We start from the raw sequence: 14,316 nt of genomic DNA, 5'->3' as shown, positions 1-14,316 counted from the left end.
TGAGTCGTTCGAACGGATGCTCTACTGGTTGCCGACCGACTTGTCGATGTTGTCGCGCACGCCGTCGACGTGCTGGTCGATGCTGTCGGGGGCCACCTTCTTGACGAATTCGGCCGCAGCGTCGAGGGCCTTGTCGCTCACGTCCTCGGCTTGATCGGACTTGAGGACGTCATCGATCTTGTCCTTGTTCTGCTCCAGGAAGTCCTTGCCCTGATTCACCAGGTCGTCGATACCCATCTCACACTCCTTCGGCGCCCGGCGGGCGTACGCCGCCATTCTGGCGGTACCGGCGCGCGGAGGGAAGGGGCGGGGAGGGCCGGAGGCCGCGACCCGTGCCGCTTCCTCGTCTTCGTCGAACGGATCTTCGCCGTGCGGAGGGCGCCGAGGACGCTCAGTCGGCCGCTGGGAAAAGCGCCGAGCACGAGTCGTCGATCGCGACAGGGGTCTGCGTGACCGTCGGAGAGTAGCGAATCTCGAGCGGGCCGAGATCGCCCGCGGGAAGCGCCGCCGTGAACGAAACGGTCTTCGACTCGCCCATCCCGATCAGCATCGTGCGGCTCGCCAGAGGGTGCCCCTTCTCGACGCCGTCGCGGTTCCACCGGGCGATGTCGCCGTCGACTGGATCGACCTGCGTGATCGTCGAACCAGGCGGTGCTACCGACAGAGTGTCCAGGATCATGGTGGTGCGGTCCAAGCCCTCGGACGGGTTGCGCCACGCCAGGGTGTACTCGCTGAGGTCATACCCCGGCACGGCTGAGTTCATTGTGAGCGATGTGGTCACCGTGCGCGCCGCGGCATCACAGGCCACGGTGATCGACGTCGAGAGGTAGTACTCGAGCTTGCTGTAGGACGCGTTGTTGAGGTAGATCCCCACCTGGGTCGACGCGGTGTTGTCCGGCGAGAGCGCGCCGTCGATGCCGAACTCGGACGCAAGCGCATTCTCGTCCTCCCGAGGGAACCAGGCGTAGAGGCGGTCTTCATCCATGGAGCGGGTCAGCTCTTCGATCATGACCGTCGGGCTCCATGAGCCGCTCGAGATCTTCTCGAACACGCGCGAGGCGACATCGGAGAAGTAGGCGTCGGCGGCTTCTCCATCCGTGCCGAACCGCTCGTAGCTGTCACTCAGCAGGAGCTTGACGGCGTTCTCGCTGTTGATCTCGCTTCCGTCCTCCAGCGGAACAGGACCGGTGGCCGCGAGCATGTACGACAACGCGACCGGATCGATCGAGATCACTCCGTCGAGCGGGGTCCCGTTGGTCTGTTCCCAGAGCTGCGAGAACATGTGAGCCGTCGTCGGGAAATCGGGAGTGCGGGAGAAGTTCTGTGCGTATAGGTCGAAGTCGTGCTCGTAGAGGGCCAGCGTCGCTTCGGGTAGATCGGACTGCAACCAGCCGTTATAACCGGCGTTCTTGAACGCCTCCACCGACTCGTCTTCCACCTTCTCGATCTTGCCGTGGTCGGCGTGGATGACTGCCGAGGTCGCGGCGTTGCCACCCGTCGCGCGAATCTCCGCGTTGTTCTGGAAGAGCACCAGGTAATTGCGCGGACCTTCCGAGCCGGCCATGCGCAGCACAACCGGCAGCATCTCCTCGGCGAGGTCGAGCATCGGCGCTGCTTCATCGACGACGGTCACCAGCTGCCCCACCGCGTCATCCACGACGGGAAGGAGTTCATCGCGGTTGATTGCGGAGATCTTGGACTGAGCCTCCGAGAGCACCGTCTTGATGTCGGGAATCACAACCTGCGCGTCCTGGAAAGGTGCGAGGTTGATGCCACCGCCCTCGACTTTGAGCTTGTCGGGGGACATCACGCTGAGCAGCTCGATCCCTGCAGGCAGCGCGTCGCGCACGATGATATGTGTAGCTTCAGTCGCATTCTTGACTGCGGCCACGTTGACGCCGACGACAGGGAGAACGGACGCGGCATCCCACAGCGGCCCCTGCACGGTCTCATCGGCTTGTGTCGTGAGCGCCAGCACCTCGGCGCCGAGTGCTTGCATCTGCGCCGCGTCGCCGTTCTTGTATGCCTCGGTCAGCGTACCCAGCTTCGCCTTGGCTTGGAGGAGCCCGTCCCGCACGTCAAGCGCCTGCAGCGCGAAAACGCCGCCGACTGCCGCTACCGCTCCAAGAACCACGAACGTCCCGAGCAGGACCCACGGCCATCGGCGCCGGCGCCGAGGCGCCGACGCGTGGTTGCCGGCCCGGCCATGGCGGTAACGGCCGGCGTTCTGCGTGGGGGACACCAGAAGATGGTAGCGGGGAGACGCTGGGATCCCGCCGAGAGACGCGCTTCAGTGCGCTGACTCGCCCGGAGTGACGACTGCGCCGATCGTCCGGAAGAGGATCTGAAGGTCCTGTGTGAACGACCAGTTCTCGACGTAGTAAAGATCCAGACGGATCGCATCCTCCCACGAGAGCGTGGACCGCCCACTCACTTGCCAGAGGCCGCTCATGCCCGGCTTGACCAGCATCCGGCGGTGAGCGTCGTCGTCGTAAAGCGCGACTTCGGCAGCGCGTTGCGGGCGCGGACCTACCAGGCTCATCTGACCGAAGAGGACATTGAACAGCTGCGGCAGCTCATCAATCGAGTGTTTGCGGATGAATCGTCCGACCCTGGTGATGCGCGGATCGTCTGTGACTTTGAAGAGCGGCTCGTCCGTTGTCCCCTGCACATCGAGGAGGCTGGCGAGCTGGTCGTCCGCATTTGCGACCATCGATCGGAACTTCACCATTCCGAACTCGCGCCCCTGACGCCCCATCCTCATCTGCCGGTAGATGATGGGCCCTGGGCCGTCGATGCGGATCGTGACGGCCGTCGCGATCATGATCGGCAGGAAGAGCAGGATAAGCAGCGACGACCCGACGATGTCGAAGGCTCGCTTCGCGAAGCGCTTGTAGCCGTCCAGACTCGGGAAGTCCACGTGTACGAGCGGCAGACCCGCAACCGGCCGCGCGTGGATGCGTGGACCCGCGACGTCGGTGAGCGCCGGCGCGACGACCCAGTTCACGTCCCTGTCCGCCATCTCCCATCCGAGTCGACGCATCGTGACGGGGTCTAGCTCATCCGATCCCGCGACGATGAGAGTGTCCGCACCAACCTGATCCACCGCGCTGCCCGCAGCAGTGAAGTCCCCGAGCACGGGGATTTCGGCGACGGCCTCGCCGTCACCGGTGGTGAGCGCGCCGACGATGACATAGCCGGAATCCGGCGCTCGGCGGATCTGCTGGGCGATGTGGGCGACCTTGGAGCGTTCCCCCACGACGACCGCACGGTACACGTAGGCGCCGCGCCGCTGGCGTCGGCGCAGCCACTGGCGCCACAGCCAGCGCGACAGCAGAAGTGCGGTCAGTCCGATCGGGAGCGCCACGATGAACACAGAGCGCGCGATGTCAATGCGGATGAAGAAGGCGGCGGCCACGACGATTGCAAAAACCGTGAGGGTGGCGTTCACGATCCGCCGGTACTCGGTGATCCCGTGCCCGACCATGTGCCGATCGCGGGTGTCCATCGCATCCAGCGCGAGAAGCCAGACGACGCCGAGCAAAAGCAGCAGCAGCCAGTAAGGGATGCTGGGCCCGTCGGGCCACGACACTGGCTGACTTACCTGGTCGAGGGCGATCAGTCCGTAGGCCACCAGTGTTCCGGCGACCACAGCAGCGTCCGAGTAGAACAGCCGGCTCGCGTACCGACGGACCCACTGCGGTTCGCGACGCTGGGGAGGCATGGCCGATCCTGGATCGTTCTCGACCGGGGTGTCCCGGGACGGGTAGCGACTATCGAACTCGTTCGCCCGTTCGCCCGGCCCAGCCGTCACAGCATCCGCTCCGTAGCCTGCGTTCATACCTGTCCCGACGGCATTGGCCAGCAGCCGGGGTCGTCATCCAGGCTACTACGTGGGCCTTCGAGCCGAGATCGCGCCGCGCGTCAGTCCCGGCCGTAGAGATCGCGCGTGTAGATCTTGTGTGCCACGTCGGCGAGCAGATCCGTCGACCGGTTCGCGATGATGACATCGGCGCGCGCCTTGAAGTCTTCCAGGTCACGCACGACCTCCGAGTGGTAGAAGTCTGCGTCGTCGAGAAATGGCTCGTAGACGATGACGTTGACTCCCTTCGCCTTAACTCGCTTCATAATCCCCTGGATCGACGAATCCCGGAAGTTGTCGGATCCCGACTTCATGACCAGGCGGTAGACGCCGACCGTCTCGGGGTTGCGGGCGAGGATGTCGGCCGCAACGAAATCCTTGCGGGTGCTGTTCGCGTCCACGATGGCCGCGATGAGATTCTGCGGCACCTCGGAGTAGTTCGCGAGGAGCTGCTTGGTGTCCTTGGGCAGGCAGTACCCGCCGTAACCGAATGACGGGTTGTTGTAGTGCGTGCCGATGCGCGGGTCGAGTCCGACTCCCTCAATGATCTGTCGTGAGTCGAGACCGTGCACGGCGGCGTACGTGTCGAGCTCGTTGAAGTAGGCAACGCGCAGCGCGAGGTAGGTGTTGGCGAAGAGCTTGATCGCCTCAGCCTCTGTCGAGTCGGTCAGCAGCACCGGAACGTCCTCGTCGAGGGCGCCCTCGACAAGCAGAGCGGCGAACCGCTGTCCCGCTGGCCCCCGATCTCCCACGACGATTCGCGACGGGTGCAGGTTGTCGTGAAGCGCCTGCCCCTCGCGCAGGAACTCGGGCGAGAAAATGATGGATGTTGTCGGACGCTCCGCACTCATGCTGGCTGTGAAGCCGACCGGGACGGTCGACTTGATCACGATCACGGCGTTGGGGTTGGCAGCGATCACGTCATTGATCACCGACTCGACCGACGACGTGTCGAAGAAGTTGGTCTCCTCGTCGTAGTTTGTCGGCGTCGCGACGATCACGAGCTCCGCATCACCGTAAGCGGCCGTGTGATCGAGCGTGGCCGTCAGATCGAGATCACGCGTCGCGAGATACTCCTCGAGGTCGGGGTCGAGGATGGGCGAGAGTCGCTTCTCCAGCAAGGCGACTTTGTGCGGGTCGATGTCGACTGCGACCACCTCGTGGCGCTGCGCGAGGACGACGGCGTTCGACAGGCCCACATAACCTGTGCCGGCAATGGCGATCTTCATGGAGAAAGCGTATCCGGCGTGCGACGCCCTTCTCCGAGAGCGGCCCGCCCAGCCTGGACGCGCGGCTTGGCGGTCGAACTCCTCAGCGACGCGACCTGACAGGCAGCGACGCAGGCGTCGTCAGTCGGCAGCGACCATTGCCACGATGAGGTCGGCCTGCATGATCGAACGCGCCTTGACCTCCGGAAGGTGGGCGTCGAGCTTGGCTTTGACCTCAGCTCGTGCCGCATCCAGCGCTGCGAATCGCTCACTAAGGTGCTCGGGCGTCAGCTGGTCGTGGCCGAATGCCCACTCCTCCAGCTCGAACATCTCAAGGACTTCCCGGTACTTGTGGCTCCAGCCGATCACGAGAGTTGGCACGGCCATCGCGAGTGAAGACACCATTGCATGAAAGCGGCTCGCGACGAACAGCGAACAGCGGCCGATGACGTACCGCAGCTGCTGAGACGACAGCTCGCGGTCGATGAAGAGCAGGTCGTCGCCTAGCCGCAGGCGCGAATGGATCTCACGGCACAGCGGCAGGTCGTTGTTGTGTGTCTTGCCAGTCCCCGTGCGTACGCTGTGTGGAACCAGGAGCACTCGCTTACCCTGGGCCCGGAGCGATTCGATGAACCGAACGAGCTGGCCGATGTAGTCACCGCCGCGCGCGTCCACTTTCTTCTGCAGCACGACACTGGGACACACTCCCACGACATCACCGTCAAAGAACGACATGTCGACCTGCTCCGCCACCGCGTCGTGCTCGGTGCCGTCGAGCTCGAGGGAGAAGGCGTAGTCGGCACCCGCCACGACATTCGTCAATCCGAGGCCCTCCGCGAACTCGTGGGTGATCCTCCCCCTCGTAACGATCGTGCGGACCTTCGGGAGGAACGTCTTCGACGCCCATCTGTTGACCGGATTCTGAAAGGGGCCTACGGCCTGCGCACACTTGAACACAGGCGTGCGCGTGTTCAGCGCAGGGAGGATCGACGCCACGTTGTAGAGCAGGAACTTCTCGCGTCCGTCGGTGAACGTAATCCCGCCCTGGTCGAGCAGCACATCAGACTCCGCGAGTGCCCGGACCGCCCGCGAATTCGCGCGCAGGGTTCGCCGGAGGAACGGCAGAAGGCGATAAGCGAGAGCCAGCGCGTTGATCGTCACGCCGAGCTGACGCGGCGCTGCAGGGACGATCTCGAGGTTCGAGTAGACGTTCTGCGCGGCATCCTCCTCCGGGTACATGCTCAGCAGCGTGAACTTCGGATCGTCCAGTCGCTCGCCGAGTGTCTGAATCGCGGCCTCGAGCATCGCCGATGCCCCCTTGTTGCCCGACAGGGCGGAGCCGATGATCGTGATGCGGGGACCTGTCATGGACGGAACTCCTTCGGGATGGTGCGGCGGAGGCCGATGTAGAGGAGGGCGACCAGGCCGTCGCCGAGCGTGCTGAGAAGTCGCGCGAGCAGGCTGATGACGATCGCCTCCGGGACGGGAATGTACTGGCTCAGGATGAGCACGATGATCGCCTCCCGGACGCCGAGACCGCTCGGCACGAAGAAGGCGAGAATGCCGACGGCGCCAGCCAGGACATACGCGGCCGCGAACGGCAGCCAGTGCTCGGGGCCGATGTCGGCAACGGTTCCCGCGAGAACGACGAAGCCGATGCCGTTGAGAACGCGCGGGCCGAGGAACTCGAATGAAAAGCGGACGGCCTGCCAGGAGCTTAGGAACTGGTCCGGGGGCACCTCGCTTTTGAGCACGCGGCGCGCTGGGATGTTGACGAGCAGGTGGAAGAACGGCTTGTAGCCGATGGCGATCATCGGTACGAGCACGAGGAGCGGCAGGATGAGCAGAGTCGCGTTGTCGCCGAAGATCTGCGGCCCCAGACTCGCGAGCAGGATCACTACGCTCGGGACCAGGGATGCGATCTGAAGAAACACGTTCTCGTAAACGAACGTGATGACCACCAGCGAGCGGCTGACGCCTTTCTTGCCGGCCCACACGACTTTGTTGACGACAGACCCGACCTGGCCGGGGATGTACTTGAGCAGCCATGAGGCGCACTGCACGACGATCGCCTCGACGCGGGTGAGGCGGCCCTGGGATTCCGGACCCAACAGCCGGATCATCCTTCTCCATAGGAGTCCCGTGAGCGGTACAGCGACCGCGAACATGATTGTGGCGAGGATCCACAGGGAGTCGAACGCGAGGTGCTCGTCGGCGATGCGGTCCCAGTTCTCCCACAGCGCGACAGCGAAGAAGTACGCGACGACGCCGAGGACCAGCACGGTGATACCCCAGCGGATGGCGCGTTTCCCCCAGCGCGGGAAGGATGCTGCGTCGATCATTGCGACCGATCAGTTGTAGCGTCGGAAGGTGTCGAGTTCCTTCTTCTGCGAGTACGGCACCATGCCCTCTGGGTGCGCATAGCCGATCGCGATAAGCATGACGACGCGGTCCGTCAGGGACAGTCCGAGGTACTTCTGCATCTTCCGCTCGAGCGGCTCGAAATCGGGCCAATTGATGACGGACGAGCTGAGTCCCTGAGTCTCCAGACCCAACATGAATTGCATGGCCGCGAGGGAGCTGTCGACGTAGATCGCGTGGCGGTCGCGGGGACTGAAATAGGACTCCAGCTTCCCGATGACAACGGCGACCGCGGGAATATTGTGGGCGTAGCCAGCCGTTCCGAACGGGATCGCCGAGACCGCCCTGACCTGCTCAGGGTCGTCGAAGATGCGGAACTCGTATGGGAGCCGGTTGCAGGCCGTCGGCGCCTGACGGGCCAGGAGCAGAGCTTTGTCAACGAGGTCACGAGGGACCTCACGGTCCTCGAACCACCGCACGCTGCGCCGCTGCATGACGAGCGACTCGAGTGACTCGTAGTCGATGTCGGACAAGCGCTGCTTGACATAGGGAACCTTGCCCGTGAACTCACCTGGGTGTTCCGCTGCTGTGAACCGCGCGCGAGCGGCCTGGACGGTCGCGTCATCGCCAACCGCGACGCGGAAGTACTCGCTGAGCACGTCATGCGCCCAGTCCATCTCGCTCTGCTCCATCGTGCCCGGAGATACGCGACATTGGCCGACGGCCTCCTCGTAGAACTCGATCGTCTCGGTGATGTAGTCCCGGGCGAACACATCACGGCGAGGCCGCATGATGAGACCCTTCTCCAGCCTGTGGACGTTGCGGCGCAGCTCAACATGCGTCACGCGGTCACGATGCTTGTTTCGGTAATAGTCGCGCCTACCGCGCAGGACGGCCGACTGCTCGCGATTGAATGTGATGAAGCTCACGAAGTACCAGAAGTGGGTGAGGACGCGGCTCGAACCAAACGTCTCGAGCACGACGCGGTTCACGACCTCGTAGACGCGACGAATCCAGGTGATTGCGAGCAGATCCTTCGCGATGCGCTTCAGCGTGTTAAGCACACGGGTCTCCCATGGGTTCGACGAGCAGATGAGATGCGGTCAGCGCGACGCGGGTTCGGGAACGTCGGGTCGGGCGCCGTCCTGGTCCATCTCGTGCTCGCGCGCAACGACGGCAACGGTTGCCGGATCGTCGATCGGCGCACGATGGTCTCGCCGCGCAAGCAGCGCCTCGACGGCGTCGACGCTCACGGGGAGCGACGGGTGGTGTGAGGCATCTGCCGACGTCACCGCCGCTGGATCGATGAGACGATCGGGCGCGTACTGCAAGAGTTTGATGCGTTCGAGCGCGTCCTCGACGAGGGTCCGGTTTGTGCGCAGCATGTCCGAGATGACGAGCAGTGCGACGCTGAGCAGCGCCCCCACCAGCATCGCGGAGCCGAAGATGAGCGACTGGATGTGATCGCCTGCCATGCCGAGCCACGTCAGGGTCAGGAATCTGCCGAACGGGATGGCGGCGCCGACGAGGAACAGCGCAGCGAGCGTGAGGAAGACCGCGTGGGGTTTGAACATGACGTAACTGCGCATGATCGCCTGACCGGAGCGACCCATGTGCTGGAAGATGTTCTTGAAGAGCCGCGACTCCCGCGTCTTCGGGTTCGTTTTGATAGGGACGCTCGCGATACGCAGGCGCTTGTTGCCGGCCTGGATGATCGTCTCCATGCAGTAGCTGAACTGCGTCACGACGTTGAGCCGGATGAGAGCTTCGCGGGAGTATGCACGGAATCCGCTCGCGGCGTCCGGAAGGTCGGTCTCTGCCGCGAAGTTGACGATGGTGCTGCCCACGCCCTGCATGACCTTCTTGAACGGCGAGAAGTGGGCGATCGTCTTGGTCTGGCGATCGCCGATGACGATGTCGGCTTCGCCTCTGAGAATAGGCTGGACGAGGTCCGAGATCCGCTCTTGGGGGTACTGATTGTCGCCGTCGGTGTTGACCACGATGTCGGCGCCGTGCTGGAGCGCGTAGTCCACGCCGTCGCGGAAGGAGCGCGCGAGGCCCATGTTGCGCGTGTGGAAGACGAAGTGCTCGACGCCAAGCTCGCGCGCGACCTCTATCGTCCTGTCCGACGAGCCGTCGTCGACGACCAGAACGTGGATCTCGTCCACGCCATCAATGTGCTTCGGGATGCTGTTCAGAACGAGGGGAAGCGTCGCCTCCTCGTTGAGGCACGGCACCTGGACGAAGACTCGCATGTATGACCTTAAATCGCTGGGGGCGGCGACACTGCGGTTGTGCCGGCCACGTCCGACACCCAAGTCTACCCGGCCTTTACCGACGCGCCGTCACCCAGCTTCCTCACGTCAGGGAGCGCTGAGTGTAATGCTGCGCAGCCCCACGCCGAGCATGCGTTCGTCGGCGGACTCCCCTGAGTCTGCAGGGGAGACCGCGTCAGGCATCGAGAAGGTTAGATCGATGCCGCCCCTAGCGATCGCCGTCGTGGGAATTTGCAGGTTGAGCGTCGTGGCCGACCCGACCATCCATTCCCCTAGCAGGTTGTTCCCCGCGTGTACCTGGACGCGCTGGGCATTGCCACCAGTCGGGACGTAAGCCTCGAGATTGGCCGCCAGTCTCGCGGCGCCTGACCAAGATTCGGGAAGAGCTAGATGCACCGACGCCTCTCCGCCATCGGACCACGTGCCCCACGACTCTGGCTCCGACCATCCGTCGCCGAGCATTCCGACCGCAGCACTGCCAGCATGGAACGCCCAAGTCGGATCTGCCGGTACTGCAGCTGGGGGCGGAGCGGTCGTCGGGCATTCATCGGTCTCACTGGCGTCAACCGGCGCGGTGACTCGCCACACGGTCACGTCGAAACCGATCGGCAGCCAACCCTGCGACGCCGGCTGGTGGAGCACGGTGACGACGCCACGTTCAAACCCGAGCTTCTCCGTGCTCCAGCCTGGCTCGTCTAGTCGTTGCCCGATCGTCGGTCCAGTGCCCGACAACTCGTAAACGAGCACCTCGTTCACACCGGGTCTGCAGGCGAGGTAGTCGGAGACCAGTTCCTCGTCGAGCACTTCGTCGTTGGAGAAGTTGGGTCGACCCTGACCGCCGTTTATGACATCAATCCCGAATGTGCGGCGTAACGGTACCGCGAACGACATCCAAGTGTTGGGAAATCCCCAGCCCACCACCCCCGCTCCGTCCGTGCTCGACCACATCGCGGTGTCGCCTGGCTCAGCCCAGGCCGCCAGTCGTCCGGTGAAGTCGTAGGCGCCCGCCATCTCGGTGCCCGACGACTGAAGCGCTACAGGTCCCGCAGACATGCCAACGATCGCAGCTCCCGCAACCGCCGCGCTTGTGGCTTTCAGGGCGCGCGAGCGGAGTAGGGGCCAGAGTGCAGCGGCGCCCAGCGCGCTCACGATGATCAGCGCCGGCAGCACCTCGCTCACCAGGTAGCGGTCCCAATATATGTAGAACGAATGACCACGGTCGGGCCCAAGCCGCACGGTGTGCAGGGCGAGAAACATGACGATGCTCACGGCGAAGAGCATCAAGAGCAGATCAAAGGAGGCGCCGCGCCGAGCTCGGGGCAGCAACGCGAACGTCACGGCTGCTGCGATCACGAACCCCAGCCCGATTCGCACGAGAATGCCGCCGGTGAGCGCTCCCGCTGCGAGGCAAGCGACGGTCGCAAGCAGGATCACAATACCGGCCGAAATTCCGAGACTCGCCGGCGCGCGCGTGAGCCGCACGGCGCGGGTATCCGGGAGGCGCCACGCGACCGTACTGAGGAGTATCACCGGTAGCAGGATGGCGGCGACGGCGGCCGGTCCCATGTCAAGGAGTCCAAACGTCTGCAGCATGTTGACCAACGGTCCCGGAACGAGATTGGCCACCTGCATGTCCACGAAATAACCGGGAATCTTCGCAATGCCGTACCAATACCCGACGCCCGCCCCGAGCACGGTTACAGCCGCCGTCGCAGCCGTGCGCCGGCGAGCAGCACGCCAGTCGGGCACCGCCAGGGTCGCGACCAGGAGGGTCACTATCGGCACAATGAAAAACACCCCGGACCCGCGCAGCAATGAGAGCGCCGTGATGACGAGCAGTTGCGCTCCGAGGGTGGCGGGGAGTATGCGCCGCGGCACCGCCAACGTTGCATGCACCAGGCCCGCCCACACGACGAAGAGGGGAGCGTTGAGCGCCTCGCTGCTTGGGAACGTCGCGTACCAGATCACATGCGGGTGAATAGCCAGCACGGCCACCGCAGCCAGCACAAAGCCGCTAGGCACGCCGAGACGCGACAGCAATACGGCGACCGATGTCAGCAGCGCGAACCCGCAGACGGCGACGATTGCTGTTGTGTGAGCGGTGCCGAACACGGCGGCCGAGCCGGTCAACAGCAGCGGGAATAACGGAGGCCAATTGGCCGTGAAGAGTCCGGATCGCACGAACTCGTTTGCCCAGTTGACATACGCCCCCATGTCACCGACCCACGGCACGAACTCCACCTCGTGCAGTCGCAGCACAACCGCTCCAACGGCGGTGACAACGACCAGGATCGCGAACCAGATGCGGCGCGGACGAGTCGGACGGACCGGGGCGTCGCCATGGCGCAACCGCAACACGGCGAGGACGACGAGCGAGACCCAGCCGATCATGCAAACTACCACCGCCGGCCAGCCCAGCCAAACGCCAGCCGTGCCGGTCAGCGTGGCAAGCACAATGCCGAGGGGAAGGGCATCCGCCGCCACCCGTGCCCAGCCTTCCCCGTCGCGCCGCAGCCTCAGGGCCACCGGTAGCCCGACGATCGTGGCGGCGACCGAGAAGAACACGACGATCCCCAGTGTTGTCAGCACGGTACCGTCCTTGCCAGTGATCGTCGTTTCCACCAATCTAGCTGATGCGCTCGGCCATGAATTTCCTGGCCATCCTCGCCAAGGGGCGCGGACATAAGCAAGAAGGGAGAGCCGGAGCGCGCCGAAACAGGCTCGTGGGTCGGTGCCAATCGGTTACCTCCTCCGATCCTCAAATTGCTGGGGAATTCTTCTTCGCTCTCAGTCGGCGAGCGGACCGTCTTCATACCTTCTGCGATCTGCCGGGAGCGCCCTCCAGTAACGATCGCTCTAACCACCCGGTCGCTGCGAACTACGTTTCGAACCGTAGAACACGGCAGGTCACACCGTCCTCGGTTGGCGTAATCAGCATGATCTTTGCCACCTGGCCTCGTAAAGGAGCGGTCGACGAGATCTGTTTTCAGACGGAATCCCCGCTCGTCGACGATGCTTCGCGCGCGCAGCGAACTCTCGTTGATGTACCGGCGCTGTTCAACGAAGAAATGGCGCTGGTACAACCCCTCGTGCCGCTCTGGCTCCTTAGGATGCTGCGCTCCGATCGCGCCGACCCTCTTCCGACCAACGCCTGCATTCGGGCCGAAGCGGCACCACGAGCTCGTCCCAGAGATCGGTCGCGTAGTCGTCCCACGTGCGCGGCGAACGGGCGGCCGCCTCGGCACGCAGTCGCTGGATGAGTGCATCGTCGGTGAGGAGCAGTCGCATCTTCTCGCGGATGTCATCGTCGGAGTATGCGTTGACCAGGATGGCTCCTCCGCCCTCGGCGATCTCCTTCATGCTGCCGAATCCCGAGGTGATGCAGGGCGTGCCCGACGCGAGCGACTCGGCCACCGGAAGTCCGAAACCCTCATAGAAGGAGGGGAACATGGTGAACCGTGCCAGTCGGTAGGCGGCCCAGATGACGTCGTCCGATGCGCCGGCGACGATCCGCAAGGGTCGCCCGGCCGCGACGAGCCCCCCGGCGCGGCTTGCGAACTCCGCACCGCCCCAGGATCGCCCACCGATAAAGGCGAGCGAGAAGCACAGTCCCTCGGACCACAGCTTTTCGGCCGCCTCCAGCAGAGGAAGGTGATTCTTTCGCGGCTCATGCGATCCCACCACGAGCACCATCGGCCATGGCTCGACCACGAGCTGTTGACGCGCCTGGGCGAATCCGTCGTCGCTTGCGACACCCGCCACCACGGGCAAGGGCACCCCTACAACGTCCGGTCCCGCCATGCCGATTGCGCGCAGGCCCGACTTCCAGCCTTCGTACTCGTCAGCCACGGAGTGCGAGATGGTGGCGATGCGGCGGTTGTAACGCAAGGCGGTGAGGTGGCGGGCAAATACGTCGGACATTCCGGCCGCAGTGGTCTCAGCCGCGACGACGGGCACAAGATCGTAGGCAATCGAACCCGAGGGATTCCCACTGAACCGGCTCAGAGCGCGCATGCGTGTGCTGCGTTCAGGTTCGGCGGCGAGTTCGGCGGTGGTCATCACCGCGCGCCAGGGCACCACCAGGTCGGCGTCTTCTGGAGCGATCGGCAGCCCGGGATCATCGACGCCGAAGGACGCGGCCTCGCTACGGGTGAGCGTGCGCATCGCACCGAAGTCCGCCGTCCACGCGACAGGCAGGACGTCGTCTTGCGTAGCCATCCAGCGACTCACCGTCTCACGCACGACACGCTGGATGCCGGTGGTGAAGGAAGCTGCCGCCGTATTGCCGACATCGACCACCACGTTCGTCACGACACGCACGGAGCGCACGGCATTTCCCGGAGGGAGTTGCGCAACGATCGCCTTCGCAAGCCCGAGCGGCTCGAACTCGGCCTCCCGCGCTACTCGCGTCACCACCGCCTCATCGGGAAGGCGGCCCGACAGCACAGCAAGAGCGAGCCACACCTGCGACCAGTCTGCAGGATCAACGATCGCTGCCACGGCCTCGTCGTCGTGGCCGGCGGGCAGAGGCTTGCCGAGCGCGTCGGCGAGAGTCGCAAGCCGGACGGCAGGCAGCTTGACGCCCATGAGCTCCGTCATCGACGCGGCA

At 64.5% G+C, this 14,316-nt stretch carries 10 protein-coding genes; all 10 read right to left on the bottom strand.

All coding sequences use genetic code 11. The features are described from left to right. Positions 1-21: 21 nt before the first annotated feature. The 10 genes from JX005_RS15000 to JX005_RS14955 all read right to left on the bottom strand — a co-directional run bounded on the left by JX005_RS15000 (position 22) and on the right by JX005_RS14955 (position 14,306). Positions 22-237 carry an Rv0909 family putative TA system antitoxin gene (locus JX005_RS15000; protein ID WP_214468402.1) on the bottom strand — a complete coding sequence of 72 codons (216 nt, stop codon included), beginning with the start codon at positions 235-237 and terminating at the stop codon, positions 22-24. Positions 238-391: 154 nt separating this feature from the next. Then, on the bottom strand, positions 392-2,242 hold the full coding sequence (locus JX005_RS16430; protein ID WP_214468401.1) for a DUF4012 domain-containing protein: 1,851 nt from the start codon (positions 2,240-2,242) through the stop codon (positions 392-394). Positions 2,243-2,290: 48 nt separating this feature from the next. Next, positions 2,291-3,652, bottom strand: coding sequence for a sugar transferase (locus JX005_RS14990; RefSeq protein WP_307858611.1), 1,362 nt, complete (start codon positions 3,650-3,652; stop codon positions 2,291-2,293). A 272-nt stretch (positions 3,653-3,924) separates the two neighbouring features. Beyond that, a complete protein-coding gene (locus JX005_RS14985; RefSeq protein ID WP_214468399.1) occupies positions 3,925-5,091 on the bottom strand; it encodes a nucleotide sugar dehydrogenase in 1,167 nt (388 codons plus the stop codon). Between the two features lie 120 nt (positions 5,092-5,211). Beyond that, a complete protein-coding gene (locus JX005_RS14980) occupies positions 5,212-6,438 on the bottom strand; it encodes a polysaccharide pyruvyl transferase family protein (RefSeq protein ID WP_214468398.1) in 1,227 nt (408 codons plus the stop codon). Beyond that, on the bottom strand, positions 6,435-7,412 hold the full coding sequence (locus JX005_RS14975) for a lysylphosphatidylglycerol synthase domain-containing protein (protein ID WP_214468397.1): 978 nt from the start codon (positions 7,410-7,412) through the stop codon (positions 6,435-6,437). The genes JX005_RS14980 and JX005_RS14975 overlap by 4 nt, the downstream gene beginning before the upstream one ends. A 9-nt stretch (positions 7,413-7,421) precedes the next feature. Next, the gene (locus JX005_RS14970) at positions 7,422-8,495 is read right to left on the bottom strand and encodes a nitroreductase family protein (protein ID WP_214468396.1); all 1,074 of its coding nucleotides are present in this window, start codon (positions 8,493-8,495) and stop codon (positions 7,422-7,424) included. Positions 8,496-8,534: 39 nt separating this feature from the next. After that, complete coding sequence (locus JX005_RS14965) at positions 8,535-9,686, bottom strand: glycosyltransferase family 2 protein (RefSeq protein WP_214468395.1); 1,152 nt, start codon at positions 9,684-9,686, stop codon at positions 8,535-8,537. A gap of 108 nt (positions 9,687-9,794) precedes the next feature. After that, positions 9,795-12,329, bottom strand: coding sequence for a hypothetical protein (locus tag JX005_RS14960; RefSeq protein WP_214468394.1), 2,535 nt, complete (start codon positions 12,327-12,329; stop codon positions 9,795-9,797). A gap of 483 nt (positions 12,330-12,812) precedes the next feature. Further along, a complete protein-coding gene (locus JX005_RS14955; protein WP_214468393.1) occupies positions 12,813-14,306 on the bottom strand; it encodes a glycosyltransferase family 4 protein in 1,494 nt (497 codons plus the stop codon). Positions 14,307-14,316 lie beyond the last annotated feature (10 nt).

Source organism: Microbacterium flavescens (assembly GCF_018588945.1).
Taxonomy (GTDB): Bacteria; Actinomycetota; Actinomycetes; order Actinomycetales; family Microbacteriaceae; genus Microbacterium; species Microbacterium flavescens.
Note: the sequence above shows the minus strand (reverse complement) of the source record. Positions and strands in the feature narration are given on the sequence as shown.

Excerpts from the sequence above, each read along its gene's own strand:
- JX005_RS15000 (WP_214468402.1), bottom strand. The coding sequence starts at position 237 with ATGGGTATCGACGACCTGGTGAATCAGGGCAAGGACTTCCTGGAGCAG.
- JX005_RS14985 (WP_214468399.1), bottom strand. The coding sequence starts at position 5,091 with ATGAAGATCGCCATTGCCGGCACAGGTTATGTGGGCCTGTCGAACGCC.
- JX005_RS14980 (WP_214468398.1), bottom strand. The coding sequence starts at position 6,438 with ATGACAGGTCCCCGCATCACGATCATCGGCTCCGCCCTGTCGGGCAAC.
- JX005_RS14975 (WP_214468397.1), bottom strand. The coding sequence starts at position 7,412 with ATGATCGACGCAGCATCCTTCCCGCGCTGGGGGAAACGCGCCATCCGC.
- JX005_RS14965 (WP_214468395.1), bottom strand. The coding sequence starts at position 9,686 with ATGCGAGTCTTCGTCCAGGTGCCGTGCCTCAACGAGGAGGCGACGCTT.
- JX005_RS14955 (WP_214468393.1), bottom strand. The coding sequence starts at position 14,306 with ATGACGGAGCTCATGGGCGTCAAGCTGCCTGCCGTCCGGCTTGCGACT.